The following is a 24144-nucleotide window of genomic DNA, read 5'->3' as shown; positions in this document are numbered from 1 at the left end:
ATTATTTTTCAATGTAATGGTTAACACTTCCCATTTCGGCTGATTTTTGACCATTTATTTATTTCGCGCTGTAAATATATTCCTTAATTATGTAAGGAAATAACTAAAAGCGTGAATGGTGACAAAGTTTTTATGCTCAGATAGTCATAATAATGTCATTACAATCCGCGAGACGATAGACTATCTGTTACTAAACGGCAGTCAAAAGCCGTGGTGAATGACGCACTTAACACTTCATTGATGCTCGCTCCCATCGAGCGACAGTTTTTTAACTTCGGTCTTGAACGTAAGCGGTAACTCAGATGAATACTCTGGAAAAAATACAAAAAAATCTTGAAAACTTCAGCAAATCTGAAAGAAAAGTTGCTGAAATCATTGTCGCCTCTCCTCAAACCGCTATTCACTCGAGTATTGCGACTTTGGCAAAGATGGCTGATGTGAGTGAGCCAACGGTTAACCGTTTTTGTCGTCGCCTAGACACCAAAGGCTTCCCGGACTTTAAACTTCACTTGGCACAAAGCTTGGCCAACGGCACCCCGTATGTGAACCGCAACGTTGAAGAGAACGATGGTGCGGATGCTTACACGGCAAAGATTTTTGAGTCAACCATGGCCTGTTTGGATGTGGCGAAAAACAGCATCGACACGCACCAAATTAACCGCGCAGTCGACATGCTAACCCAAGCGAAAAAAATCGCCTTTTTCGGGCTGGGCGCCTCGGCATCGGTGGCGCATGACGCGCAAAACAAGTTCTTCCGGTTTAACATTCCAGTGGTGTGCTTTAACGACATCGTGATGCAACGGATGAGCTGTATTAACTGTAATGACGGTGATGTGGTGGTGATGATTTCACACACAGGGCGTACCAAAAGTTTGGTTGATGTCGCTAACTTAGCGCGCGAAAACGGTGCCACTGTTATTGGCATCACCCAGCGCGACTCGCCGCTAGATAAAGTGTGTTCACATACCATTCAGCTCGACGTGCCAGAAGATACCGATGAATACATGCCAATGGCCAGCCGTGTCGTGCAAATGACGGTGATCGATGTGCTGGCGACAGGTTTCACGCTTCGCCGTGGGCCTGGATTTAGAGATAACTTGAAGCGTGTCAAAGAAGCGATTCGTGATTCACGCTTTCATAAAGAATCCCTGACCTAACTAAAAGGAGTGCGTTGGCACTCCTTTTTTGTGTCATCTTTTCGACGTTTTTGATGCGCTACACTGGTGTCAGCACCTCGTCGAATCCACGACTTGGCGGTGATGTTGCCCTCTCTGCTTTATCCCTTAAAACATCACCCTGTATATAGGAGTTAATCATGTCTGCAAAACTGAGAAGAACGAAGATTGTTACCACCCTAGGGCCTGCCACCGACAAAGACAGTGTATTGGAATCGATTATTGCCGCCGGTGCTAACGTCGTTCGCCTTAACTTCTCTCACGGCAGTGCGGAAGACCACATTAAACGCGCCGAACAAGTGCGCGCAATTGCAGCGAAACTTGGCCGTCACGTGGGTATTTTGGGTGATTTACAAGGCCCTAAAATCCGTGTTTCTACCTTTAAAGATGGCGCAATTACCTTGGCGGTGGGTGATAAATTCACGTTAGATGGCGAGCTCTCGCCTGGCATGGGCGACCAAGACGCAGTCGGCCTTGATTATAAGGCCCTGCCTCAAGACGTCACCAATGGCGATATTCTGCTGCTCGATGATGGCCGCGTACAGCTCAAGGTACTGGCGGTTGAAGGGGCCAAAGTGCATACCGAAGTCACGGTAGGCGGTAAGCTCTCCAACAATAAAGGGATCAACAAAAAAGGCGGTGGCCTGTCTGCCCCTGCGCTGACCGAAAAAGACAAGCAAGACATTCTGACTGCCGCCAAAATTGGCGTCGACTTCTTAGCGATTTCCTTCCCGCGCAACGGCCAAGATATGCACTATGCCCGCTCTTTAGCGCGCGACGCTGGCTTGGATGCGCGTTTGGTGGCCAAAGTCGAACGCGCCGAAACCGTGGTCAGTGATGAAAGTATTGATGACATTATTGAAGCGTCTGACGTGGTGATGGTCGCGCGCGGTGATCTTGGCGTAGAGATTGGCGACCCAGAGTTGGTTGGGGTACAAAAGCAACTCATTCGCCGCGCCCGCAGCATGAACCGTTTGGTGATCACTGCCACCCAGATGATGGAATCAATGATAACCGCACCAATGCCCACCCGTGCAGAGGTCATGGACGTGGCCAATGCCGTGCTCGATGGTACCGATGCGGTGATGCTATCAGCAGAAACAGCCGCGGGTCAGTATCCACTGGAGACGGTACGCTCAATGGCCGAAGTCTGTATCGGTGCTGAGAAGATGCCGTCGGTCAATATCTCAAACCACCGTCTCGACCGTCAGTTTGATAGCCAAGAAGAAACAGTCTCTATGGCCACCATGTATGCGGCGAACCATATGCAAGGGGTGAAAGCCATGGTGTCACTGACCGAATCTGGCCGTACGGCCTTGATGATGTCACGCATCTCATCCGGTAAGCCCATTTTTGCGTTATCTCGTCATGAACACACGCTTAACCGCGCCGCCCTCTATCGTGGTGTTACGCCGGTGTATTTTGACAGTGACAGCGGTGCCGGCCTGCAAGTGGCAGAGCGCGCCCTACAAACCTTAAAAGAAGGTGGCTTTTTGGCCGAGGGAGACCAGGTGATCATGACCCAAGGCGATCAGATGGAAGTGATTGGCTCTACCAACACCATGCGTGTGCTGACAGTGAAATAATCGTGCTCTCACGTCTGCAATGTAAATAACGCGCGGACAAAGCGCACACTAGAAAGCAAAAGGCGACCTAACTGGGTCGCCTTTTGTATTTGTCGTTGAGGGCTACTACTGCCACAGTGAGACGCTCGCAGGTCAGGCTGGTTTAGGTTGCCAGTGCGGGTTGATATGCGCCATTAAGAGGTGATCCTCCCATTGGCCATTGATCAACAAATAATCGCGCGCTCGCCCCTCATGTTCAAAGCCGACCGCCTCCAACACCTTGGCACTACGCTGATTACATGGCATGTAGGAAGCGCACACACGATGGATGTGAACGTTATCGAAAAGCCACTGATTAGTCGCGGCAAGCGCCCGACGCATGATCCCTTGTCCTTGCGCCGCTTCATCAAGCGAATAGCCCACGGTGCACGAATGAGACGGATATTGCATGATGCTGGTATATGAGATCACCCCTAGCACCTGAGGTGAGTCTTGCTTGGCAATCAAAAAGTAATACGCCAGCTGATGCTTTTGTAGCTCCATCAGTTGCAATACCCGCCGTTTCCACCCTTGTTCGGTGTAAAAGCCCGCCGCACGTTCAGGCTCCCAAGGAGCGAGAAAATCGCGATTGCGCTGAAAGTACTGCACCACCCGGGTTACGTCTTCGTGGCTGATGGCATCAATGCGCAGCTCATCAACGGACAAACACGGGAAGTGGCTTACTGACGGCTGGTACATACTGGCTTCCTGCATCGGTTTACTTTTTACCAATCCCATAGTCGCGCAGTTTGTTAGCTATTGCGGTGTGCGAGACATCCAATCGCTTGGCCAGCTTGCGCGTTGAAGGATAGCTTCGATACAGGTTGTGTAAAATCCCCGATTCATAACGCTTCATGATTTCATCCAATGAGCCATCCATCGACTCTTCACTCATAAACTGGGTGTTTTCGATCTCGGGCAGTTGAACGTCATCGATGGTCATCACTTCTGCATCGATTTGCGTCATCGCATGAAGCAACACATTGCGTAACTGGCGAATATTACCCGGCCACGCGTAATGCGTCAGATAATCAGCCAATGCTTCGTCGATACGCGGCTTGGATTGCCCTAAGTCGGCGGCAAATTGTTTGATAAACAACTCCGCCAGTGGCATCACATCGGCCGTTCGCTCTCTAAGTGGTGGCACTGTTAGCGATAACACATTAAGACGATAGAAGAGATCTTCACGGAACTGATGCGCGGCCACCAGCTCGGGCAAGTTTTTCTGGGTCGAACAAATGACACGCACATCCACCTGCATCTCGCGTTCTTCGCCGACACGACGGAAGGTTCCGTCTTGCATAAAGCGCAACAGCTTCACTTGTAAGTGGCGACTCATTTCGCCCACTTCGTATAAAAACACGGTGCCGCCATCCGCTTGCTCTAAGATTCCTTTTTTGGCGCTACCGCCCTCTTCAGCTGCCGCCATGCCGAACAATTCGGTCTCGGCAGCGTTATCTGGCATAGACACGCAGTTAACAAGTAGGAAGGGCTTATCCGCGCGCAAGGAGTGACGGTGGCAGGCACGCGCTATCATTTCTTTGCCCGTGCCTGTTTCGCCTTGCACTAACAGCGGCGCATCCAACATCGCCAACTTTTTCGCCTGGCTAATGAGCTGTTTAAACTTGTTGGACTGGCCAACAAGGTGATCAAAGCCATGATCGCTCGGGGTACGGAACACGGTTTGTGGCGTGTTATTCATCGCCACCTGCTTGAGCTGTACCACCGCGCTCACCAACACGGGTTGCTCACTTTCATCATTAATATGCACAGGCATCACTTCCATCAGGAAGTCGAGCCCGGCCATCACCACCATACGGCAGCTTTGGCTGGCCTCTTCTTTTTCTAGCCAATGAGCAAACTGAAAGTCAGGAAACACGCTGTTGGCATGTTCATCGATAAGTTGGTGTTCGCTCGAGCCAATCAAGTCTTGCGCCGCTTTATTGGCCATATCGATGTAACCATCGAGGTTAATCGACACCACTGGATCGGTGAGGCTTTCGACCAAGGCGCGCAACTCTTTATGTTCACGCTCAGCCGGCAAGAACTGTACTTTGCGTACGTCGGTGACCCCAGAAATCAGTCGGATTTCTGACATCAACTGGCTAAAGGCGTCGAATTCAATTTCCGGACAGTTGAGGTATATGATCCCGACCTGGTCGATTTCAATACCCCGTAAGTCGATGTCGCGGCGCACCAGAATATCGAGGAGTTCGCGGGTAAGCCCGATCCTATCTTCACAACAGACTTTCAGTCTCATAATGGATTCCTGTAACTTGACAGTGATACCCAATACCGGCAGCAAGCCTTTTTGCGATGAGTACCCTAAAACTCTGCCCGCTTCAACGGGTTACTGAAGCATTCATCGTCGCGGCTGCATGCGCTGCATTAGCTGTCAGGATAAGTTGACACTGAAGCGGAGTTTGAGCGGGTTGGGGGGAACAGTCAAGCCCTGATGCGATTTTTGCCTTACGCCGTCACGTTTGTAGCACAGAGAACACGCAATTAACTTACTGATTATTCAATGAATATGAGCGTGACTGGTGGACTTACCTCCCAGCCACGCTGCTGGCGTGGATTATGACGCGTCTTGTTGGCGCTTGCCCGCCAGGCGTTTGATTAGCTCACGGCGAAGCTGCGACAGGCTGGGTGCCGCTTGACCGTGCCACGGCAATGGTCGCATCAATGTCATGGTTTTTAGCCCTAACCGCGCGGTGAGCAGGCCAATACCTAGCCCTTGGGCAACACGGCCTGATACTCGACCCGCAATATTCACCGACAGCACATCAAACCCCACGTCGGTCATCGCCTCACTGGCACCCGCCAGCGCCATGTTAGTGAGCACCATTTTTAGTAGGCGAAAACGCGCTTTGACGCCCAGCTGAATGCCGTAAATCTGCGCGATACGCGTCATCAAGTGAAAATTGCGCCACGCCACCAGCAGCATATCCGCTACCGCCAGCGGGCTGACCGCCACCATGAGTGCCGCCTCTTGCGCGTGCTTGGTCACCAAGGTACGCGCCGCTCTATCTTGCGCGCTGAGCACTTGCTGCTCATAGAGGCTCAGAATTTCACTGTCATTATGCGTGGCCGCCAATTGCTGCTGCCAGTTGGCAAAGGCTGTCGTTTGCGACTGCCCGGTTTGCTCAGCCAATTGCTGACAAAACCGTTCTCCTTGCCCCACCGCATCACTGCTTAGCAGCTGCTCTGCTTGTTCTCTTACGGCTTCACGCTCAACCAAGCGGCGCATCGCCCGCCACTCTTTGCCTAGCATCACCAGCCCAGTGGTGGCAAACGCGACTAGCAGGCCTTGCCAACCTAGGCTCAGCCAATCTCGCGCTAGCCAGCTTTGGTACACGCTGTCCGCTGATTGCCACACCGCGAGTAATACGGTCACCAATAGCAAAAACGGCCACACGCGGCGACGTTTACGTGGTGTTGGCATTAGGGTCGCTTCAAGTTCCGCATCCCACTCTTCACTCGGCGCAGGAGTAAAATCGGTTTCCGATTGGAACTGAATACCTTGTTGTATTCGGCTTTCCGTATCGCGTTCTACGTCCACATCCTGTGCGAAAGTTTGCTTTGGCTTGTATTGCGTCATCGCGCTCTCACTTATCGAAATTTATCACCCAGCAAGTAATCCAGTGCCTTATCCATACGAATATGAGGCAACGGCGCATCCAGTGGCGCTTGCTGAGGACGGAAAGAAGGAAAGTCAAACCCTTGTGCTTGCCAAAATGCCTCGTCAGGGAGCTGCGCCGGCACATCACCAGGGTATAGAGTCACCGGAGAGTTGTCTGCAAGAAAGCCTTTTAGCGCACTCTGGTTTTCTCCTTTTACCGAGACATAACCTGGTGTGGTGGCTTCAATCGCAGCAACACTTTGGCAACGCATATCAATGCCCTCAAACGCCGCCTGCTGCCACGCCTGATGAACGATTTGTTGCAGCAAGCTCACCATGTTCGGGTGTTGTTCCGGCGTAACGTGATCGGCTTTGGTCGCTGCAAACAACACCTTATCAATCCGCGGTGAAAATAGCCGTTTCATCAGCCCTGATTTGCCATATTTAAAGCTTTGCATCAGCTGCTCAACGGCAAGACGCATATCATGAAATGCCGCCGGCCCCGCATTCAGGGGCTGCAACGTATCCACTAGGATCACTTGCCGGTCTATTTTGGCAAAGTGCTCGCGGTAGAACTTGGCGACCACGTGCTCGCAATAATAGTCGTAGCGCGCTTTTAGCACGCCGTAATTCGACTCTTTTCCGGCTTTGGCTAGGTCTTGTTCATCTTGACGACCAACCCATGGGAAGAACTGCACCACAGGCGCGCCCGCGAGCTCACCAGGAAGTACAAATCGACCTGGCTGCACCCAGTGCAAGCCCCCGTGTGCTTTACACTGATGCAAAAACGCGGTGTAGTCTTCGGCAATTTCCGCCAGCATTTTTTCATCAGCTGGGGCAAATGGGTCAAGCGCCGCTGCTTTGGTTGTCCAGGTGGAAGCCAGTTCGCCCCGGCGACCGGTGAGTAGCCCAGCTTGTTTCGCTGACCATTGCGAGTAGGTGTGACTTAACAAGGGTAAATCGAGCAGCCACTCTCCCGGATAATCGACGATATCCACATATAGCGTGGCCATTTCATTGATTGCTCTCAGTGCCGCCGACTGGGGTCGATAACGCACCGCGAGGCGTACTTCACTGACATCACGTGTCGGTGACGGCCATTCCGGCGGGGTTTGATGAAGCGCTTGCATGGCACTGTCGTAATCAAACGCTGGCAGGTGCATGTGCGGGTGGGGTTCACGACGGGCACCCAGCCCCCGCCCCTGTTGCACCAATGACATCAGCGGTAAATTCGGCTCGGTGCCCAAATGCGTCAGTTGATTAATGAGAGAAGTAATAAAAGCGGTTTTACCCGCACGAGAAAGACCGGTTACCGCGAGGCGAACATGACGGTCAGCCCCACGGCTCACCCACTGCTTCACTCGCCTTTTCACTGATGGCATAGCTTAATAGCGCTCCTAGTTGGCCAAGCTGCCCGACAGGGGCAGCGAGGTTAGAGTTTTTTGAAGGCTTGGTCGACGTTAAAGGTCGATGAGGTCACATACGCTTCCATGTGCGTCACTTTATCTTCCATTTGGCTAAACTCACGGTCGAGATCGGCAATCAATTGGCTCGCTGACTTTCCTGACTGCCACGGCTTTTGCTTGACTTGATGCTCATGCTGCGCCGCACTTGGCTCCGCGTTTACCTCTGGCGGCTTTTTATCCAGGATCAATACCGCGGCGATGTAGGCAACCACCACAAAAAAACCAAAACCGAGCAAGAAAGCCGAGACCGTCAGTATACGTACCAACCAGGTTTCCATACCAAAGTGATTGGCAAGCCCAGCGCACACACCGGCGATGCGGCCATTTTCTGGGTCTCTGTACAAGGTTCCACTCATGCGCGCTGCCTCCAATGTGGCGCCTCAGCATCGAGTAAGCGCTCTAGGTTATCTACGCGTGATTGCAGCTTTTCTGCACGTTGCGCCAGCTGTTGTAAGGTCTCGTAATCTTGCCCACTTAGGCCTTGCGCCACCTGACGCTTGCTGCGGTAATGCAAGAACAGCCACAGCGGGGCGACAAACAGCAGAAAAATCGCCAGTGGGAAACCGAGAAATAGTGATGACATGTCCGCTCCTTGTGGTATCGGTTACGATTGGTTGTCTTTCATTTTGGCTTTTAAAGACGCCAGCTCTTTTTCAATCTCATCCTGCGCTTGCAGATCGGCAAACTCATCTTCCAGGCCTTTACCCTTGCCGACTTGATAACTGTCCGCTTCTGCTTCAAGTTCGTCAATGCGACGCTCATATTGTTCAAATTTCGCCATCGCTTCATCGGCGCGGCCACTGCCAAGGTGGCGACGTACATCGCGACGATTACCCGCAGTTTCACGACGAATTGTCAGTGATTGCTGACGTGCGCGTGTCTCACTGAGTTTGGTTTCTAATGCCGCAATTTCGCCGGCAAGCTTCTCTACGCTTTCATTAATCAGCGACAACTCTTCATCCAGCGCGACTTTAACATCATGCGCTTTTTGCTTTTCGATTAAAGCGGCCCGCGCTAAGTCTTCACGATCTTTTTGCAACGCCAATGAGGCTTTGTCCTGCCACTCTTGGATTTGACGTTCAATGTTTTCAATTTTACGCGCCACTTCTTTTTTATCGGCCAGCGCTTTGGCGGAAGAGGTACGTACCTCTACCAAGGTGTCCTCCATTTCTTGGATGATCAAGCGGATCATTTTTTGTGGATCTTCTGCCTTATCCAACAAGGCGTTGACGTTAGCATTCACAATATCAGCAAAACGCGAAAAAATTCCCATCATAGACTCCTTAATACGCTTCCTCGTTGATGAGCCCTGGAGTTAAGGCCAATGGCGCATTAACCCGTGGTACTCGGCTCTGACACATTCAATCTATCCAAATCCCATGCCAACTTTTAATACCTTTATTTTCATATAGTTAAAACACGTTGCGTTGTTATGCTAAACGCGCCATGATGAAGAAAACCACTATTTGGTAAAAATCGCCATGCGTGAACAAGACAATCTATTGGGTGAATCGGACCGTTTTCTGGCCGTGTTGGATCATGTCAGCCAACTGGCACCACTTAATCGCCCTGTTCTGATTATGGGTGAGCGTGGAACAGGGAAAGAGTTGATTGCACAGCGCCTGCATTATCTCTCCGCCCGTTGGTCACAACCGCTAGTGAGCTTAAACTGTGCGGCGCTCAGCGAAGGATTGATAGACTCAGAGTTATTCGGGCATGAAGCTGGGGCCTTTACCAGCGCCAAAGGCCGACATGCGGGGCGTTTTGAGCGAGCTGAAGGCGGCACTTTGTTTTTGGACGAGATAGCCACCGCCCCACTCGGCGTGCAGGAAAAGCTGCTGCGGGTGATTGAATATGGCGAATACGAGCGTGTTGGCGGCACATCTCCCCTGCGTGCCGATGTGCGTCTTATCTGTGCCACCAATGAAGATTTACCTGGACTGGCACATGAGAACCGCTTTCGACCCGACTTGCTTGATCGGCTCGCGTTCGATGTCATCCACCTTCCCCCTCTTCGTGAGCGCCAGCAAGATATTTTGTTGTTAGCTGAGCACTTCGCGATGAAAATGGCGGTGGAGCTTGGCTATTCTTTGTTTGCTGGCTTTTCGGCACAGGCTCAATCTCAGCTGCTGGCTCACACGTGGCCGGGGAATGTGCGTGAGTTAAAGAATGCCGTCGAACGAGCGCTCTCCCGTCATAATGATCCCAACACACCCATCGACACGATTTGTTTAGACCCTTTTTCACCGCCTTGGCAGCGGGCTTATTCTGCTGTCACTGCGACTACCGAGGCCGACTCGCTGCCCTCTCTGCCCCTTGACCTCCGTCAATGGCAAAGCACTCAAGAACGCGATTTGGTCACAGCGGCGCTGTCGCAGGCCAACTATCATCAGAGAAAGGCCGCGCAGTTACTTGGCCTAAGCTACCATCAATTTAGGGGACTGCTGCGAAAACATAACCTGGGGCAACACGACGCGCATGACCAGACGCGCTGAGTGTACGGACACAGGTACACCCCTTATGCAAAGAAACACCAGATAGCCCCTACTTTGCTTGGTGGTAAAGCCGTTTCGGTGGTAGATTACGGGGTTTACTTTGATAGCTGATTTTACTTGGTTTATGCGCGTTTTTTTCCAGTTTTTGATCCTGGGGGTGAGTGGTCTGCTCCTTGCAGGTTGTGACGCTGCCAGCGATCAACGTGCGGCCGACAATCGTGGCTTTGTGTTTTGTGGCCCTGGCCAGCCGAACACCTTTAATCCTCAGTTGACCGATGGCGGCCTCACGGCTGATACCTTGTCGAGTCAGCTTTATGATCGTTTGCTACGGCTGAACCCGAAGACCTACCAACCCGAGGCGATGCTAGCAAAAAGCTGGAAGGTGAGTGATGATGGTAAAACTTACACCTTCTCTCTTCGCCGTGGTGTCGCTTTCCACCGCAGCACCAAGTTTACGCCATCACGCTACTTGAACGCCGACGATGTGGTGTTTTCCTTCCGCCGCCTCATCGACCCTCGTCACCCGTTTCATCACCTCTCTGGTGGCCAATATCCATGGTTCGATAGCATGGACTTTGATGGCTTGGTGACCGAGGTGAAAGCGCTTGATACCTATCGTGTGCAATTCACGCTTTCTCGACCCGATGTGTCCTTTCTGTCGACCCTTGCCACCAACTTTTCAGTGATCCTATCAAAAGAATATGGCAACCAATTGCTGGATGAAGGCAAACCCGAGCAACTTGATACCTACCCAGTTGGCACCGGCCCGTTTGCTTTAGCTGAGTATCAGCCGCGTGAGTTTATTCGACTACGCCGCCATTGGCAGTACTGGCAAGGCCCTGCCCCCATGGAGCAAGTAGTCTTTGATGTCTCAACACGTGGCACAGGGACGCTTGCGAAAATGCTGACCGGCGAGTGTGATGTACTGGCCTCCCCGGTTGCCAGCCAGCTGCCTGTGGTCGTGGGCGATGAGCGCTTTAGTTTGTCGTCGCAAACAGGGATGAATGTGGCTTTTATTGCGCTTAATACTCGTCATCCTGCGCTTTCGGAAGTGGAAGTGCGTCAAGCGATTAATCTTGCCATTGACCGAGGGGCGCTGCTCAGTTCGGTCTATTATGGCACCGGCGCGCCTGCCACCAGCTTACTGCCACCCATGTCATGGGCCTATGATCCCAATCGAAAAACCCAGCATGACCCCAAATTGGCCGCGGCATTACTTGCCAAAGCAGGGTATCGACATGGGTTCAGTGTTGACTTAACCGTGCCGCTTAAACCCACCGCGTTTAACCCCAGCCCACGTAAAACCGCGGAACTGATCCAAGCGGATTTGGGAGAAATTGGTATCGACGTCAATATCATTCCGGAGAAAACCGTCAATCGCACGTCCATTCGTCAAGGTGGTGACAGCCACGATATGGTGTTAACTGGCTGGGTCGCCGATAATGGCGATCCTGATACCTTCTTACGTCCTTTGCTTACCTGCAACGCGAAGTTTACTGGCTGGAACATCTCAAACTGGTGTAACCGCTTTTTTGACCAAACGCTGAATCAGGCAATTGCCACGGATAAGATAGCCGAGCGCAAGGCGTTATATCAGGAAGCCCAAACCATCCTCGACCGTCGCATGCCCGTCATCCCGCTCGCCCACGGTATTCAGCACCAAGTGCGTGACGCTAGCCTGACAGGACTGACAATGACGCCCTTTGGTGCCGACAGTTTCGCCGATGTGTCGCGGGAGCGCTAACCTATGCTGATTTATACGTTACGACGCCTCAACTTATTCTTAATCACCCTAGTGATCCTCACCTTGGTCGCCTACAACATTATGTTGCTGGCACCCAATTCAAATTGGCACCAATTCGATTACTGGATAGGCTGGATTTACTACATTCGCCAATTACTTGATGGAAACCTCGGCTTAGCCGCCAATGGCTCGCCGGTTGTTGAGACACTGGCGCATGTGGCGCCCGCGACCTTGGAGCTTTGCTTTGCCGCGCTTTTTATCAGTTTGGTCGTAGGTGTGCCTTTGGGCACCATTGCTGGGATCCGCAGCCAAGGGCCGGCAGATAAGGTGATTTCTTCATTTGCGCTGGTGGTGTTCTCTATCCCAACATTCTGGTTGGCCATTTTGTTTATTATGGTGTTCTCACTCGACTTACAGTGGTTTCCAGTATCAGGCCGCTACAACCTTTTGTATGAGATCCCCCATATTTCCGGCTTTGCGCTGGTGGATTTGTGGTTGTCAGACTTACCGCTACAAGGCAAGGTCGCAACAGATATTATCCGCCACCTGGTATTACCGACCCTAACGCTTGCCGTGGTGCCCACCACCGAGATCATCAAAATGGTGCGCGACTCCATGGCCTATGTGATGCGGCAAAACTACATCAAAGCCGCCGCGACAAAGGGACTATCAAAAACGGAAATCGTGCTTCGTCACGGGATGAAAAACGCCATTCCACCCATCATTCCCAACTTTGGCCTGTTGGTTTCCACCATGGTGACCTTTGTGATCATCGTTGAGTCGGTATTTAACTGGCCTGGGATCGGGCGCTGGCTCCTCGATACTCTGATTGCTAAAGATTATGTGTCAGTACAAGGCGGTGTCTTGGTTATTGGTGGCTTTGTGTTACTGATTAATATCATCTCGGATGTATTAGGAGCCTTTATGAACCCGCTGGTAAGGAAAAAATGGTATGCCCTCAAATAGTGTTTATGTTGAACAGCATATCCCTACCCAATTCGAACGTACTTGGAATGCGTTTCGTCGTAATAAGCTTGCGGTGATTGGTTTTTGGTGCTTAGTCGGGCTCATCCTGGTCGCCTTGTTTGCGCCATTATTGGCACCTTGGAGCCCACAGCATCAGACCGGCCACTTACTGATGGCGCCCTCTTGGGTACAGTCAGGACAAATTGAGTACTTTTTAGGTACCGATGATCTGAGCCGCGATATGCTCTCGCGCTTGATTGCCGGCTCTCGGCTCACCTTTGGTTATGCACTGATGACCGCATTGGCCGCGTCACTTATCGGGGTCGCCATTGGCGTGCTAGCCGGGATGACCAAGGGGCTCAAATCGAGTGTATTAAACCATATTCTAGATAGTATCCTGTCTATTCCATCATTATTGTTGGCCATTATCGTGGTGGCGTTTTTAGGCGTGGGTGAAACCCAGGTGTTGCTCGCTATTTGGCTGTCACTGATCCCACGTATCATTCGCGCGGTGTATACCGCGGTGCATGATGAAATAGGAAAAGACTATATCATTGCCGCGCGCTTGGACGGTGCCAATGATTTTTATCTGCTTTACCATTCGATTCTGCCCAATATCGTCACGGTACTGAGTACCGAAATTACCCGCGCTATTTCGGTGGCGATTCTCGATGTGGCCGCACTCGGCTTTCTAGGCCTTGGAGCACAGCCACCAGCGCCAGAATGGGGTGCCATGTTAGGAGACTCTGTCGAGCTGATTTTCACTGCGCCGTGGACGGTCACTCTGCCCGGAATGGCGATTGCGTTCAGTGTGTTGGTTGTTAACCTAGTTGGTGAGGGGATCAGCCAAGCCATCAATGCAGGAACTGAATAATGCCGTTACTTGATATTCGACACCTGACCATAGAAATAGAAACCCCACAAGGCATGGTGAAAGCCGTCGATCGTATGAGTTTGACCATCAATGACGGTGAGATTCGTGGTTTGGTGGGGGAATCCGGCTCAGGCAAAAGCTTGGTGGCTAAAGCCATTTGCGGTGTGACCAAAGACCAGTGGCATGTGACCGCTGACCGATTACGCTTGGGTAATATCGACCTATTAGAGCTCCCCGCGCGTGAGCGTCGCCATGTGGTCGGCAAAGACATTGCGATGATTTTCCAAGAGCCCTCCACCTGTCTTGACCCATCCGAAGTAGTGGGTCATCAGCTCGAAGAAGCGATTCCGCCAGCTTCATTCTCGGGCAGTTGGTGGCAGCGCTTAAATTGGCGCAAACAACATTCGATTGCCTTGCTGCATAAAGTGGGCATCAAGGATCACAAGCGGGTGATGGAAAGCTATCCGTATGAGCTTACTGATGGCGAGTGTCAAAAAGTGATGATTGCGATGGCGATCGCTAACCGCCCTCGCCTATTGATTGCGGATGAACCTACGAATGATTTGGATCCCATTACCCAGGCGCAGATATTCCGTTTACTGAGTCGCACCAATCAGCTCTCCAATACCACCATATTGCTGATTAGTCATGACCTGACCTTGGTGACGCGTTGGGCCGACAGGATCACCGTGATGTATTGTGGCCAGTCGGTGGAATCGGGTAACCGCGAGCAAATTTTAACCACACCGCATCACCCTTATACCGATGCCTTGCTACGGACGATGCCTGATTTTAGTCGCGATATCCCCCACAAGAGCAAGCTAGAAACCTTGCCTGGCTCAATACCACCGCTACAGCATCTGCCCATCGGCTGTCGATTGGGCCCACGTTGCCCGTATGCACAGCGTAAATGTGTGGAAACCCCACACACGCAAAAAGTAAAAAATCATAAGTTTGCCTGTCATTTCCCACTCAACATGGAGAACAAGCATGGCCGCTCTTCTTGAAATTGATGGGCTAACCAAAGATTATCATCACCGCACTGGGTGGTTGAAAAAGCGTGTCACCCACGCGGTGAAGCCGGTGTCTTTCTCATTGGATGTTGGGGAAACCATTGCCTTTGTGGGCGAGAATGGCTCAGGGAAATCAACCCTAGCACGCATGATTGCGGGTGTTATCGAGCCGACCGCAGGGCAAATCCGGGTTAATGGCGAGACGCTGCGTTACAAAGACTACCAAACCCGCTGTAAATTGATTCGGATGATCTTTCAAGACCCGAATACCTCGCTCAACCCACGCAATCAGATCGGCCAGATCTTAGAAGGTCCCTTGCGGCGAAACACCAATATGACTCCGCAAGAGCGCGGCAAACGCATTAAGAACACCCTATTGCGCGTGGGCCTGCTCCCCGAGCACGCCTACTTTTATCCGCAAATGCTGGCGACTGGCCAAAAACAACGGGTATCGCTTGCACGAGCCTTAATTCTTCAACCCAGTGTGATTGTCGCTGATGAGGCCTTAAATGGCTTGGATATGTCCATGCGCTCGCAAATCATCAACTTGTTGTTGGAGCTACAAGATGAGATGGGGTTGTCTTACGTCTATGTGTCTCAGCATATGGGCGTGATTAAACACGTCACCGATAAATTGATGGTGATGCAAAAAGGTGACGTGGTAGAGGCCGGTAATACCGCGGATATTTTTGCCAACCCGCAACATAGTTTGACGCAAAGGCTGATTGACAGTCATTTTACCGCGCCTGTCCTAGACCGGCGCTCACGTAAATCAGCAGGCGCACGGCCATAGCCTGACTAAGAGCGGCACCGTTAGCCGCTCTTGTTTATGGCAACGTATCGCCTTAATCGATTAGCTATTTAATGATTGGTTGATCGCTGCCAGCACAGCGGCAGGATCGGCCGCCTGTGTCACTGGCCGGCCAATCACAAGATAGTCAGAGCCCGCTTGCACTGCTTCTTTTGGCGTCATCACGCGGCGTTGATCGCCTTGGTCACTGCCGGCTGGACGAATCCCCGGAGTAATCAATTTAAACCCATCTCCACACTCGGCCTTCAATAGACTAGCTTCATGTGCAGAGCACACCACTCCATCAAGGCCTGCCCGTTTGGTTAAGCCCGCTAGACGCTGTACCTGTGCTTGTGGTGACGTATAAAGACCACTGTCCGCTAAATCGTTTGCTGTCATGCTGGTCAGTACGGTCACGCCAATTAACCAAGGGCGATTGCCGCCATAGGGAGCTAGAGCTTCACGTGCCGCAACCATCATTCGCTCGCCACCAGAAGCGTGGACATTGACCATCCAGACCCCTAACTCCGCCGCCGCCGCAACCGCACGTGCACACGTATTCGGGATATCATGAAATTTAAGGTCAAGAAACACCTCGTGTCCCCGCGCGTGCAGCTGTTTAACTAATGCCGGCCCAAATAGCGTGAACATTTCTTTGCCCACTTTTAAACGACACGAGCCCGGCTCTATCTTATCCACAAAGGCCAGTGCTTGATTCATGTCTGCGTAATCGAGTGCCACGATGACTTTTGGGTCGTGCATGTTGTCTCCTCGTTCCTTATATAGTGTTCAGCTAAGCGGTGAATACCGCAACGATAGATAAAAAAACGGCGATGCCAATGCATCGCCATTATTCGCCATCAAGCCCTCGGATTGGCTTGATTGCCCCCCAGCTTTTGCAGGACGGACATTGCCAGTAGAGCGCGTGAGTGGAGAAGCCACATTTTCGACAACGGTAATGCGGTTTCACCTTCATCTGTTCAGCGACCAAGTCTTTTAGCGTGTTCAAACTGGTTTTCGCGCGGCCCTCTTCGGCTTGGTCGACATGGTATTCCATCAACTTGTGGAAACCGCGCATGGTCGGATTGCGGGTAAGCTGGCGAGTGAGAAAACTTTGCGCCATCGCGATATTTTCATTATTGCCAATCACTTCTGACAGCATCAGCTCTGCGCTGACCCCAGCGTTCTTTTCAATGCACTCTTTTAAAAACCGGACCAGATGCATTTCTCGCCCTAATGCGCGATAGCTTTGTGCCAGCAAAGGCAGCGCTTCACTGACAAAGTCCGCATCCTGCTCAAGGATATTTTCTAGCTGCTTAATCGCCCCTTTGTAGTCTTCATGCTGGATATCAAGCTTGGCCAACTTCAAACTAGCACGCACACAGCTCTTATCATACGACAGGGCGCGACGTAACCATTGCCGTGCCTTGTGTTCATCGCCATCAGCGAGTTGTTGCATCGCCAGCTCACAATGAAAGTGCGCAATGTCTTTACGTAACTTGTGCTTGCCCATCTTGACCAGCTTTGCTGCGGTATCAATGGCGTTTTCCCATTCGCGAGTTTGCTGAAAGATGGCTAGCAACTGCTGAAGGGCAAATTCTTGATAATCGGGCTCATCCACCAGTTCAGAAAATATCTTCTCTGCGCGATCAAAAAAGCCAGCAACCATATAGTCTTTGGCCAGCTGTTGCATCGCGAGGTTGCGCTGATCAAGCGTTAGATTGGGTCTAGCAATCAGGTTTTGGTGAATGCGAATAGCGCGATCGACCTCACCCCGAGAGCGAAACAGGTTGCCTAAGGCGAGGTGTGTATCAATGGTCTCATTGTCGACCTGAAGCAGCTCAATAAACAGATCGACCGCTTTATCTGATTGTTCAGACAGCAGCAGGTTGAGCCCCGCCACATACTGACGAGACAAGTGATGTGACTGTTCTTGCCGTCGATGACGAGCATTCCTGTTACCCATATACCAGCCGTAACCAGCGGCAATGGGAAGCAACAGAAACAACAGCTCTAGCATGAATTATTGTTCCTTAAGCGGGTCCGTGCGCAATTTATCAAGTTCTTTGCGTTGCTTATCCACCTGTTTACGTAGCCCTCGAGCGGTCACTCTCGCTTTCAGGTATAACGCACCGCAGACTAGCCAGCCGATGCCAAAACCAATGACAAAGACGATACCCAAGATAACAGAGAGGCGAAACTCACCTTGGGCGATTAAATAGTTAAAGTTGACCACATCTTGGTTTTGCGCTCCCAGCGCCAAGGTGATCAGAAAACATAACACCAGAAACAGAATGCCGAGTATTTTCACAAGTATTCCCTCATTGCGAAAGGCCTAGTGCCTCTTCAATTATGGCAGAACGACAAGATGCGAGGCACTTGTCACTGTGAACGTTTGCTTGATACAACAAAACGTTACTAATGCACCCTTGGCTAACGCTGTTCACTTGCAGGATGGCAAGCGGCAAGGTTTTAGTTGAGGGTACAAGATCTTACACAGAAGGTATGATTATGCAGGAAATTCGCCACGCAAGCTATGATCGATAGGCATAAAAAAACGGCATACTTACAGCATGCCGTTTTTTTCAGCGTCTATCGCTTAACCATAGATGTTAACGCGATCACGAAGCTCCTTACCAGGTTTGAAGTGAGGGACATATTTGCCGTCCAGCTCAACTTTTTCCCCTGTTTTAGGATTACGCCCGACTCGGGGCGCGCGATAATGGAGTGAGAAACTACCAAAACCACGGATTTCAATACGATCACCGCTTTCAAGTGTGGTCGCCATATGCTCAAGGATTTCCTTGATAGCATCCTCTACCTGCTTGGCAGATAGATGGGCTTGCTGACTACAGAGCCTTTCAATTAACTCAGATTTGGTCATAGACACCCCGCTTTAGTATGTTTCTCAACAGTATAAATGCAGAGGGGGAAAATTTCCCCCTCAACTTATACATTATTCGCTCTTCGCTGCTTTAAACGCGTCAGCCATAGCATTACCGATAGCGCCTTCATCAGATTTGTTCAGGCTAGCCATCGCTTCTTGCTCGTCAGCTTCGTCTTTCAGACGAACAGACAGGTTCAGAACGCGGTTCTTACGGTCAACGCCGGTGAACTTCGCTTCTACACTGTCGCCAACTGAAAGTACTTGAGTCGCGTCTTCAACACGGTCACGCGCAGCTTCAGAAGCACGCAGGTAACCTTCAACACCGTCTGCAAGCTCAACAGTTGCGCCTTTCGCGTCAACAGCCGTTACCGTACCGTTAACAATAGCACCTTTCTTGTTCGCTGCCAGGTAGTTGTTGAATGGGTCTTCTTCCATCTGCTTGATGCCAAGTGAGATGCGCTCACGCTCTGCGTCAACCTGAAGAACCACTGCTGAGATCTCGTCACCTTTCTTGTATTCGCGAACGGCTTCTTCGCCAGCCACGTTCCAAGAAATGTCAGACAAGTGAACCAGACCGTCGATGCCGCCGTCTAGACCGATGAAGATACCGAAGTCAGTGATTGACTTGATCTTACCAGTTACACGGTCGCCTTTGTTCTGAGTCTCAGCGAATTGCTGCCATGGGTTGGCTTTACACTGTTTCAGACCAAGGCTGATGCGACGACGCTCTTCGTCGATGTCCAGAACCATAACTTCAACTTCGTCACCCACGTTAACCACTTTAGATGGGTGGATGTTTTTGTTGGTCCAGTCCATTTCAGACACGTGTACCAGACCTTCAACGCCTTCTTCGATTTCAACGAAGCAGCCGTAGTCAGTCAGGTTAGTTACACGGCCAGTCAGCTTGTGACCTTCTGGGTAACGGTTAGCGATTGCTACCCATGGATCTTCACCCAGTTGTTTCAGGCCTAGTGATACGCGAGTACGCTCACGGTCAAACTTCAGAACCTTAACGTTGATTTCGTCACCAACATTAACGATTTCTGATGGGTGCTTAACGCGCTTCCACGCCATGTCAGTGATGTGAAGCAGGCCGTCAACGCCGCCAAGATCAACGAACGCACCGTAGTCAGTCAGGTTCTTAACGATACCTTTAACTTCCATGCCTTCTTGCAGAGAAGCTAGCAGCTCGTCACGCTCAACGCTGTTTTCTGACTCGATAACCGCACGACGAGAAACAACAACGTTGTTGCGCTTCTGGTCAAGCTTGATTACTTTGAACTCGAGCTCTTTGCCTTCCAGGTGAGAAGTGTCACGTACTGGACGAACGTCAACCAGTGAACCCGGTAGGAACGCACGGATGCCGTTCAGTTCTACGGTGAAACCACCTTTCACTTTACCGTTAATAACACCGTTAACGGTTTCAGCTTCTTCGTACGCTTTCTCTAGCTGGATCCAAGCTTCGTGACGCTTCGCTTTCTCACGAGAAAGCTGAGTTTCACCGAAACCATCTTCCACTGCGTCCAGGGCTACATCGACTTCACCGCCGATTTCAATTTCAAGTTCGCCAGCAGCGTTCTTGAATTGGTCAGCTGGAATAGACGATTCAGATTTCAGGCCTGCGTCAACCAGAACGAAACCGTTCTCGATAGCAACAACAGTACCCTTAACAATAGAACCTGGGCGAGTTTCGATTTCTTTTAGAGACTCTTCAAAGAGTTGAGCAAAAGATTCAGTCATTATATTTAAATCTTCAATTTGATAAACGTCCACGGGTATCCTACCGCATGGGGTTGTTAAATATGTTAGCTATCATCCTTGCAGCTAACGGTTATAGACTGCTTATGCAGCCGATAATTTGCTTTCAATAAACGCCAGTGCTTGTGCAATCACTTCGTCGATTGATAACGACGTTGAGTCTAGCACTAATGCATCTGACGCGGGGCGCAATGGTGCCACCGCTCGATTGCGGTCACGATCATCACGCTCTTGAATTTCGCTTAAAAGGCGGTCAAAGGTAACATTAACCCCCTTGCCTTGCAACTGATGCTGGCGTCGGCGCGCGCGTTCTTCTGCGCTAGCATCCAGGAAGATTTTCGCCTCTGCTTGCGGGAACACCACAGTACCCATATCACGGCCGTCAGCAATCAGGCCTGGTTCACCGACAAACGCACGTTGGCGGCGTAGCAATGCTTCGCGAACGCGAGGAAGCGCAGCGACTTTTGACGCTTGGTTGCCCACTTGCTCTGTACGTAAGGTGCCAGACACATCTTCCCCTTCGAGGATCACCTTAACCAGATCACCCTCGGCGATAAATTGGACGTCTAGGTTAGCCGCCAGTGGAACCAGGGCTTCTTCCGATGAGGTGTCCACATCATGATGGATCGCCGCCAATGCCAATACGCGATAAATGGCACCAGAGTCTAGCAGGTGCCAGCCTAGTGTCTCCGCCAACCGCATACATAAGGTTCCTTTTCCTGCACCACTTGGGCCATCTACTGTAATTACAGGCGCCTGTGTCGGCATAAATTTCTCCACGTTCGTCTACTTCGCTCAATTCGCTGGTCTATTAGCGTGAGGCTTAAAGCGGGTTTGACGAGCCTGGCGCAGCACTGTCGCCTTTTGCCCAACAAACCGCCGATAAATCGGCGCATAGTATAGAAGAAATATGGGAGGAAATCATTGCTGCTGCGTCGATATCAGCAGCAATGTTGCGCAAACTGATTATTCAGCGGTGCTGATCGCGGCCAGCTTATCGAAGTAGTCCGGGAAGGTTTTTGAGGTGCAGCCTGGGTCATTGATAGTGACGGGAGTGTCACTTAACGCCACTAGCGAGAAGCACATCGCCATTCGGTGATCGTCATAGGTGTCGATGGCCGCGTGTTGCAACTGCTTTGGTGGCTCGACGTATAAATAGTCTTCACCCTCTTCAACCACAGCACCCACTTTTTTAAGCTCGGTGGCCATCGCATACAGGCGATCGGTTTCTTTCACCCGCCAATTGTACACGTTACGTATCCAAGTGGGTCCCTCGGCAAACAAAGCGGCCACACCGATGGTCATCGCGGCATCGGGAATATGATTAAAGTCCATGTCGACGCCTTTAAGCGTCTTTCGACGGGCAAGCACATAATCATCGCCCCACTCAATCTCAGCGCCCATCGCTGCAAGTGCATCGGCAAACTGGATATCACCTTGCACACTATGACGCCCGATGCCCGTCACTTTGACTTCACCGCCCTTAATCGCGGCCGCCGCGAGAAAGTAAGAGGCCGATGACGCATCGCCTTCTACCATGAAGTGACCTGGCGATTGGTAACGCTGCCCGGCAGGGATCACAAACGCTTGGTAATGATCATTTTGTACCTCAACACCAAATTGCGCCATGATTGCCAGGGTAATATCGATGTAAGGTTTAGAAACGAGATCCCCTTTAATGGTGATCCGGGTTTCTTGCTCCGCAAATGGCGCGGCCATCAGTAGTGCGGTTAAAAACTGACTGGAGATGCTACCATCAATGCTGACATCTCCCCCCGCCAAGCCGGTGCCATGGATGCGTAGTGGCGGGTAGCCTTCAGTCTCGAGATATTGGATATCAGCGCCAATCGCATTGAGAGCCTCGACCAGGTGGCCTATGGGACGCTCTTTCATTCTCGGCTCACCTGTCAGGGTCACGTCACCCTCACCGAGGCACAATGCAGCCGTTAATGGTCGCATCGCTGTGCCCGCATTGCCGAGAAAGAGCGTGGTCGCCTCAGCGGTATTAAACGGTTGTCCCAGCCCTTGCAGCACACACTCGGTGCGATCGCTGGACAATTGATAGTCGACCCCCAACTCGGTAAACGCATTGAGCATATGCCGCACGTCGTCACTATCCAGTAAGTTGGTTAATCGGGTGGTGCCTGAGGCTAACGCGGCAAGCAACAGCGCGCGGTTAGACACACTTTTAGAGCCGGGAAGATTAATGTGTCCGTTTACATGAGAAATCGGGGAAAGTGTCAGTTGCTCCATTCTGGTTTATATCCGTGATGCTTAGTGTCCCCAGAGTAACCAAAATACCGGTAACCTCACAATTATTATTTTTGTCATTCTCGCCGCTCAAATAAAAAACCGCTTCCCCGTGGAGAAGCGGCTTGGTTTTGCGCTCGACGTATTGCCAGATAACGCCAAGTGATGGCAGGTAACACCAAGAGATGGCAACAAACGCCAATGATTTGCGAAGGTCACCCCTGTGGCACCTTAACGCAGCAGCCTAGCTTGACTGCCGCGCCCCCTTGTTAGCCGTATTTCTTTTCAAACTTGGCCATAAAGTCGACCAAGGCTTGAACGCCCTCAAGGGGCATGGCGTTGTAGATAGAGGCACGCATACCGCCTACATCTCTGTGGCCTTTCAGCGCATGTAGGCCTTGTTCCATGGCTTCGGCGAGGAAAGTCTCATCTAACTCGCTGTTTGCCAATTGAAACGGTACATTCATCAGTGAACGATTGTCTTGGTGAATGTCATTGCGGTATAAGCTCGATTGATCGATGGCTTGATAAAGTAGCGCCGCCTTTTGTTGATTGCGCGCATAAATCGCCTCAATTCCACCTTGTTTTTTCAGCCATTTAAAGACTTCGGCAGCCAGATACCAGGCAAAAGTCGGCGGCGTGTTGAACATCGAGTCTTTGTCTGCCAACACCTTATAGTTAAGCACGCTGGGAAGCACGTCTCGCGCCAGTCCCAATAAATCATCACGTACAATCACCAGGGTCAGCCCTGCCGGACCGATGTTCTTTTGCGCACCAGCGTAAATCACACCATATTTAGACACATCAATCGGACGTGACAAGATGGTTGAGGACATGTCCGCGACAATGGGTTTATTGGTCTCAGGCAGATCATTGATTTCAATACCATCAATGGTCTCATTTGGGCAGAAATGAACATACGCCGCATCATCACTGAGTAACCAGTCTTTGGCTGGCGAGATAGCACGCTTGCCCTCTCGCTCACGGCGAACATTGATAACATTGGGCGTGCAATAGCGTTTAGCTTCTTTGACGGCACTTTCGGCCCAATAGCCACCATCGACATAATCGGCGATAGTGTGGTTACCCATTAGGTTCATGGGTACCGCTGCGAACTGCGCTCGCGCGCCTCCCTGACAAAAAAGAATATGGTAGTTGTCGGGGATCACCAGTAGTTCGCGCAAATCTTGCTCTGACTGACGGGCAACGGCTAAGAACGCTTGGCTGCGATGCGACACTTCCATCACCGAGGTACCAAAGTCTTGCCAGTTCATCAATTCTTTTTGTGCTTTTAGCATCACCTCGCGTGGCAACATCGCGGGGCCTGCGGAGAAATTATATACCTTATCCATGTTGGGGAGGGGCTCCTGCTTATTTATCACTTGCGGCGTCGAAAGTCGCAATGGTTTCTCTGTTTTAAAAGGCGTGTGATTGATTTAACACGTTTCGCGAGTAATTTGAAAGCGCCAACGCAGTTCCGAACACAATTTCCATCATCAC

The 24144-nt window shown here is 51.2% G+C and carries 23 protein-coding genes; 8 read left to right on the top strand and 15 right to left on the bottom strand.

Annotated features, from left to right (window positions below; all coding sequences use genetic code 11):
• Positions 1-302 precede the first annotated feature (302 nt).
• A complete protein-coding gene (locus tag N8M53_RS05050) occupies positions 303-1157 on the top strand; it encodes a MurR/RpiR family transcriptional regulator (protein ID WP_046073477.1) in 855 nt (284 codons plus the stop codon).
• Between the two features lie 158 nt (positions 1158-1315).
• Positions 1316-2761: a pyruvate kinase gene (gene pyk, locus N8M53_RS05045; RefSeq protein WP_269579707.1), complete on the top strand. Its 1446-nt coding sequence runs from the start codon at positions 1316-1318 to the stop codon at positions 2759-2761.
• Between the two features lie 132 nt (positions 2762-2893).
• Here the strand turns inward: pyk and N8M53_RS05040 are convergent, their stop codons facing one another.
• The 7 genes from N8M53_RS05040 to pspA form a co-directional block, all read right to left on the bottom strand.
• Positions 2894-3517, bottom strand: a complete 624-nt coding sequence (locus N8M53_RS05040) for a GNAT family N-acetyltransferase (RefSeq protein ID WP_269579706.1) — start codon at positions 3515-3517, stop codon at positions 2894-2896.
• Complete coding sequence (tyrR, locus tag N8M53_RS05035; protein WP_269579705.1) at positions 3498-5039, bottom strand: transcriptional regulator TyrR; 1542 nt, start codon at positions 5037-5039, stop codon at positions 3498-3500. The genes N8M53_RS05040 and tyrR overlap by 20 nt, the downstream gene beginning before the upstream one ends.
• Before the next feature lie 318 nt (positions 5040-5357).
• Complete coding sequence (locus N8M53_RS05030) at positions 5358-6380, bottom strand: YcjF family protein (protein ID WP_269579704.1); 1023 nt, start codon at positions 6378-6380, stop codon at positions 5358-5360.
• A gap of 11 nt (positions 6381-6391) precedes the next feature.
• Entirely contained in the window at positions 6392-7783 is a 1392-nt protein-coding gene (locus tag N8M53_RS05025; protein ID WP_269579703.1) for a YcjX family protein, read from the bottom strand.
• 50 nt (positions 7784-7833) lie between these two features.
• A complete protein-coding gene (pspC, locus tag N8M53_RS05020) occupies positions 7834-8223 on the bottom strand; it encodes an envelope stress response membrane protein PspC (RefSeq protein ID WP_269579702.1) in 390 nt (129 codons plus the stop codon).
• On the bottom strand, positions 8220-8450 hold the full coding sequence (gene pspB / locus N8M53_RS05015) for an envelope stress response membrane protein PspB (protein ID WP_077770864.1): 231 nt from the start codon (positions 8448-8450) through the stop codon (positions 8220-8222). The genes pspC and pspB overlap by 4 nt, the downstream gene beginning before the upstream one ends.
• Before the next feature lie 21 nt (positions 8451-8471).
• Entirely contained in the window at positions 8472-9140 is a 669-nt protein-coding gene (gene pspA / locus N8M53_RS05010) for a phage shock protein PspA (RefSeq protein WP_269579986.1), read from the bottom strand.
• A 208-nt stretch (positions 9141-9348) separates the two neighbouring features.
• Here pspA and pspF point away from each other — a divergent pair, with 208 nt between their 5' ends.
• From pspF to N8M53_RS04980, 6 genes are all read left to right on the top strand, one after another.
• Positions 9349-10362 (top strand): phage shock protein operon transcriptional activator, encoded by a 1014-nt coding sequence (gene pspF, locus N8M53_RS05005; RefSeq protein WP_269579701.1) that lies wholly within the window; start codon positions 9349-9351, stop codon positions 10360-10362.
• Positions 10363-10486: 124 nt separating this feature from the next.
• Positions 10487-12106, top strand: coding sequence for an ABC transporter substrate-binding protein SapA (gene sapA / locus N8M53_RS05000; protein WP_269579985.1), 1620 nt, complete (start codon positions 10487-10489; stop codon positions 12104-12106).
• Positions 12107-12109: 3 nt separating this feature from the next.
• On the top strand, positions 12110-13072 hold the full coding sequence (locus N8M53_RS04995) for an ABC transporter permease (RefSeq protein ID WP_269579700.1): 963 nt from the start codon (positions 12110-12112) through the stop codon (positions 13070-13072).
• The gene (sapC, locus tag N8M53_RS04990) at positions 13059-13946 is read left to right on the top strand and encodes a putrescine export ABC transporter permease SapC (protein WP_269579699.1); all 888 of its coding nucleotides are present in this window, start codon (positions 13059-13061) and stop codon (positions 13944-13946) included. Before N8M53_RS04995 ends, sapC begins: the two co-directional genes overlap by 14 nt.
• Complete coding sequence (locus N8M53_RS04985; protein ID WP_046073489.1) at positions 13946-14953, top strand: oligopeptide/dipeptide ABC transporter ATP-binding protein; 1008 nt, start codon at positions 13946-13948, stop codon at positions 14951-14953. Before sapC ends, N8M53_RS04985 begins: the two co-directional genes overlap by 1 nt.
• Complete coding sequence (locus tag N8M53_RS04980) at positions 14937-15752, top strand: ATP-binding cassette domain-containing protein (protein WP_269579698.1); 816 nt, start codon at positions 14937-14939, stop codon at positions 15750-15752. The genes N8M53_RS04985 and N8M53_RS04980 overlap by 17 nt, the downstream gene beginning before the upstream one ends.
• 60 nt (positions 15753-15812) lie before the next feature.
• Here N8M53_RS04980 and pyrF read toward each other — a convergent pair whose 3' ends face one another.
• The 8 genes from pyrF to serC all read right to left on the bottom strand — a co-directional run bounded on the left by pyrF (position 15813) and on the right by serC (position 23996).
• Positions 15813-16511 carry an orotidine-5'-phosphate decarboxylase gene (pyrF, locus tag N8M53_RS04975; RefSeq protein WP_269579697.1) on the bottom strand — a complete coding sequence of 233 codons (699 nt, stop codon included), beginning with the start codon at positions 16509-16511 and terminating at the stop codon, positions 15813-15815.
• A gap of 88 nt (positions 16512-16599) precedes the next feature.
• Positions 16600-17769 carry a lipopolysaccharide assembly protein LapB gene (gene lapB, locus N8M53_RS04970; protein ID WP_269579696.1) on the bottom strand — a complete coding sequence of 390 codons (1170 nt, stop codon included), beginning with the start codon at positions 17767-17769 and terminating at the stop codon, positions 16600-16602.
• A gap of 3 nt (positions 17770-17772) precedes the next feature.
• The gene (locus N8M53_RS04965) at positions 17773-18060 is read right to left on the bottom strand and encodes a LapA family protein (protein ID WP_269579695.1); all 288 of its coding nucleotides are present in this window, start codon (positions 18058-18060) and stop codon (positions 17773-17775) included.
• A 288-nt stretch (positions 18061-18348) separates the two neighbouring features.
• Positions 18349-18633: an integration host factor subunit beta gene (gene ihfB / locus N8M53_RS04960; RefSeq protein ID WP_046073494.1), complete on the bottom strand. Its 285-nt coding sequence runs from the start codon at positions 18631-18633 to the stop codon at positions 18349-18351.
• Between the two features lie 72 nt (positions 18634-18705).
• Positions 18706-20376: a 30S ribosomal protein S1 gene (rpsA, locus tag N8M53_RS04955; RefSeq protein WP_046073837.1), complete on the bottom strand. Its 1671-nt coding sequence runs from the start codon at positions 20374-20376 to the stop codon at positions 18706-18708.
• Positions 20377-20478: 102 nt separating this feature from the next.
• Positions 20479-21162: a (d)CMP kinase gene (gene cmk / locus N8M53_RS04950; protein WP_077599353.1), complete on the bottom strand. Its 684-nt coding sequence runs from the start codon at positions 21160-21162 to the stop codon at positions 20479-20481.
• A 198-nt stretch (positions 21163-21360) separates the two neighbouring features.
• Complete coding sequence (gene aroA, locus N8M53_RS04945; RefSeq protein WP_269579694.1) at positions 21361-22647, bottom strand: 3-phosphoshikimate 1-carboxyvinyltransferase; 1287 nt, start codon at positions 22645-22647, stop codon at positions 21361-21363.
• Positions 22648-22913: 266 nt separating this feature from the next.
• Positions 22914-23996 carry a 3-phosphoserine/phosphohydroxythreonine transaminase gene (gene serC, locus N8M53_RS04940; RefSeq protein WP_269579693.1) on the bottom strand — a complete coding sequence of 361 codons (1083 nt, stop codon included), beginning with the start codon at positions 23994-23996 and terminating at the stop codon, positions 22914-22916.
• Positions 23997-24144 lie beyond the last annotated feature (148 nt).

The sequence above is a fragment of the Salinivibrio kushneri genome (assembly GCF_027286325.1).
Lineage (GTDB): Bacteria > Pseudomonadota > Gammaproteobacteria > Enterobacterales > Vibrionaceae > Salinivibrio > Salinivibrio kushneri_A.
Note: the sequence above shows the minus strand (reverse complement) of the source record. Positions and strands in the feature narration are given on the sequence as shown.

Coding starts and splice junctions, on each gene's coding strand:
- N8M53_RS05050 (WP_046073477.1), top strand. CDS start 303: ATGAATACTCTGGAAAAAATACAAAAAAATCTTGAAAACTTCAGCAAA.
- pyk (WP_269579707.1), top strand. CDS start 1,316: ATGTCTGCAAAACTGAGAAGAACGAAGATTGTTACCACCCTAGGGCCT.
- N8M53_RS05040 (WP_269579706.1), bottom strand. CDS start 3,517: ATGGGATTGGTAAAAAGTAAACCGATGCAGGAAGCCAGTATGTACCAG.
- tyrR (WP_269579705.1), bottom strand. CDS start 5,039: ATGAGACTGAAAGTCTGTTGTGAAGATAGGATCGGGCTTACCCGCGAA.
- N8M53_RS05030 (WP_269579704.1), bottom strand. CDS start 6,380: ATGACGCAATACAAGCCAAAGCAAACTTTCGCACAGGATGTGGACGTA.
- N8M53_RS05025 (WP_269579703.1), bottom strand. CDS start 7,783: ATGCCATCAGTGAAAAGGCGAGTGAAGCAGTGGGTGAGCCGTGGGGCT.
- pspC (WP_269579702.1), bottom strand. CDS start 8,223: ATGAGTGGAACCTTGTACAGAGACCCAGAAAATGGCCGCATCGCCGGT.
- pspB (WP_077770864.1), bottom strand. CDS start 8,450: ATGTCATCACTATTTCTCGGTTTCCCACTGGCGATTTTTCTGCTGTTT.
- pspA (WP_269579986.1), bottom strand. CDS start 9,140: ATGGGAATTTTTTCGCGTTTTGCTGATATTGTGAATGCTAACGTCAAC.
- pspF (WP_269579701.1), top strand. CDS start 9,349: ATGCGTGAACAAGACAATCTATTGGGTGAATCGGACCGTTTTCTGGCC.
- sapA (WP_269579985.1), top strand. CDS start 10,487: ATGCGCGTTTTTTTCCAGTTTTTGATCCTGGGGGTGAGTGGTCTGCTC.
- N8M53_RS04995 (WP_269579700.1), top strand. CDS start 12,110: ATGCTGATTTATACGTTACGACGCCTCAACTTATTCTTAATCACCCTA.
- sapC (WP_269579699.1), top strand. CDS start 13,059: ATGCCCTCAAATAGTGTTTATGTTGAACAGCATATCCCTACCCAATTC.
- N8M53_RS04985 (WP_046073489.1), top strand. CDS start 13,946: ATGCCGTTACTTGATATTCGACACCTGACCATAGAAATAGAAACCCCA.
- N8M53_RS04980 (WP_269579698.1), top strand. CDS start 14,937: ATGGCCGCTCTTCTTGAAATTGATGGGCTAACCAAAGATTATCATCAC.
- pyrF (WP_269579697.1), bottom strand. CDS start 16,511: ATGCACGACCCAAAAGTCATCGTGGCACTCGATTACGCAGACATGAAT.
- lapB (WP_269579696.1), bottom strand. CDS start 17,769: ATGCTAGAGCTGTTGTTTCTGTTGCTTCCCATTGCCGCTGGTTACGGC.
- ihfB (WP_046073494.1), bottom strand. CDS start 18,633: ATGACCAAATCTGAGTTAATTGAAAGGCTCTGTAGTCAGCAAGCCCAT.
- rpsA (WP_046073837.1), bottom strand. CDS start 20,376: ATGACTGAATCTTTTGCTCAACTCTTTGAAGAGTCTCTAAAAGAAATC.
- cmk (WP_077599353.1), bottom strand. CDS start 21,162: ATGCCGACACAGGCGCCTGTAATTACAGTAGATGGCCCAAGTGGTGCA.
- aroA (WP_269579694.1), bottom strand. CDS start 22,647: ATGGAGCAACTGACACTTTCCCCGATTTCTCATGTAAACGGACACATT.
- serC (WP_269579693.1), bottom strand. CDS start 23,996: ATGGATAAGGTATATAATTTCTCCGCAGGCCCCGCGATGTTGCCACGC.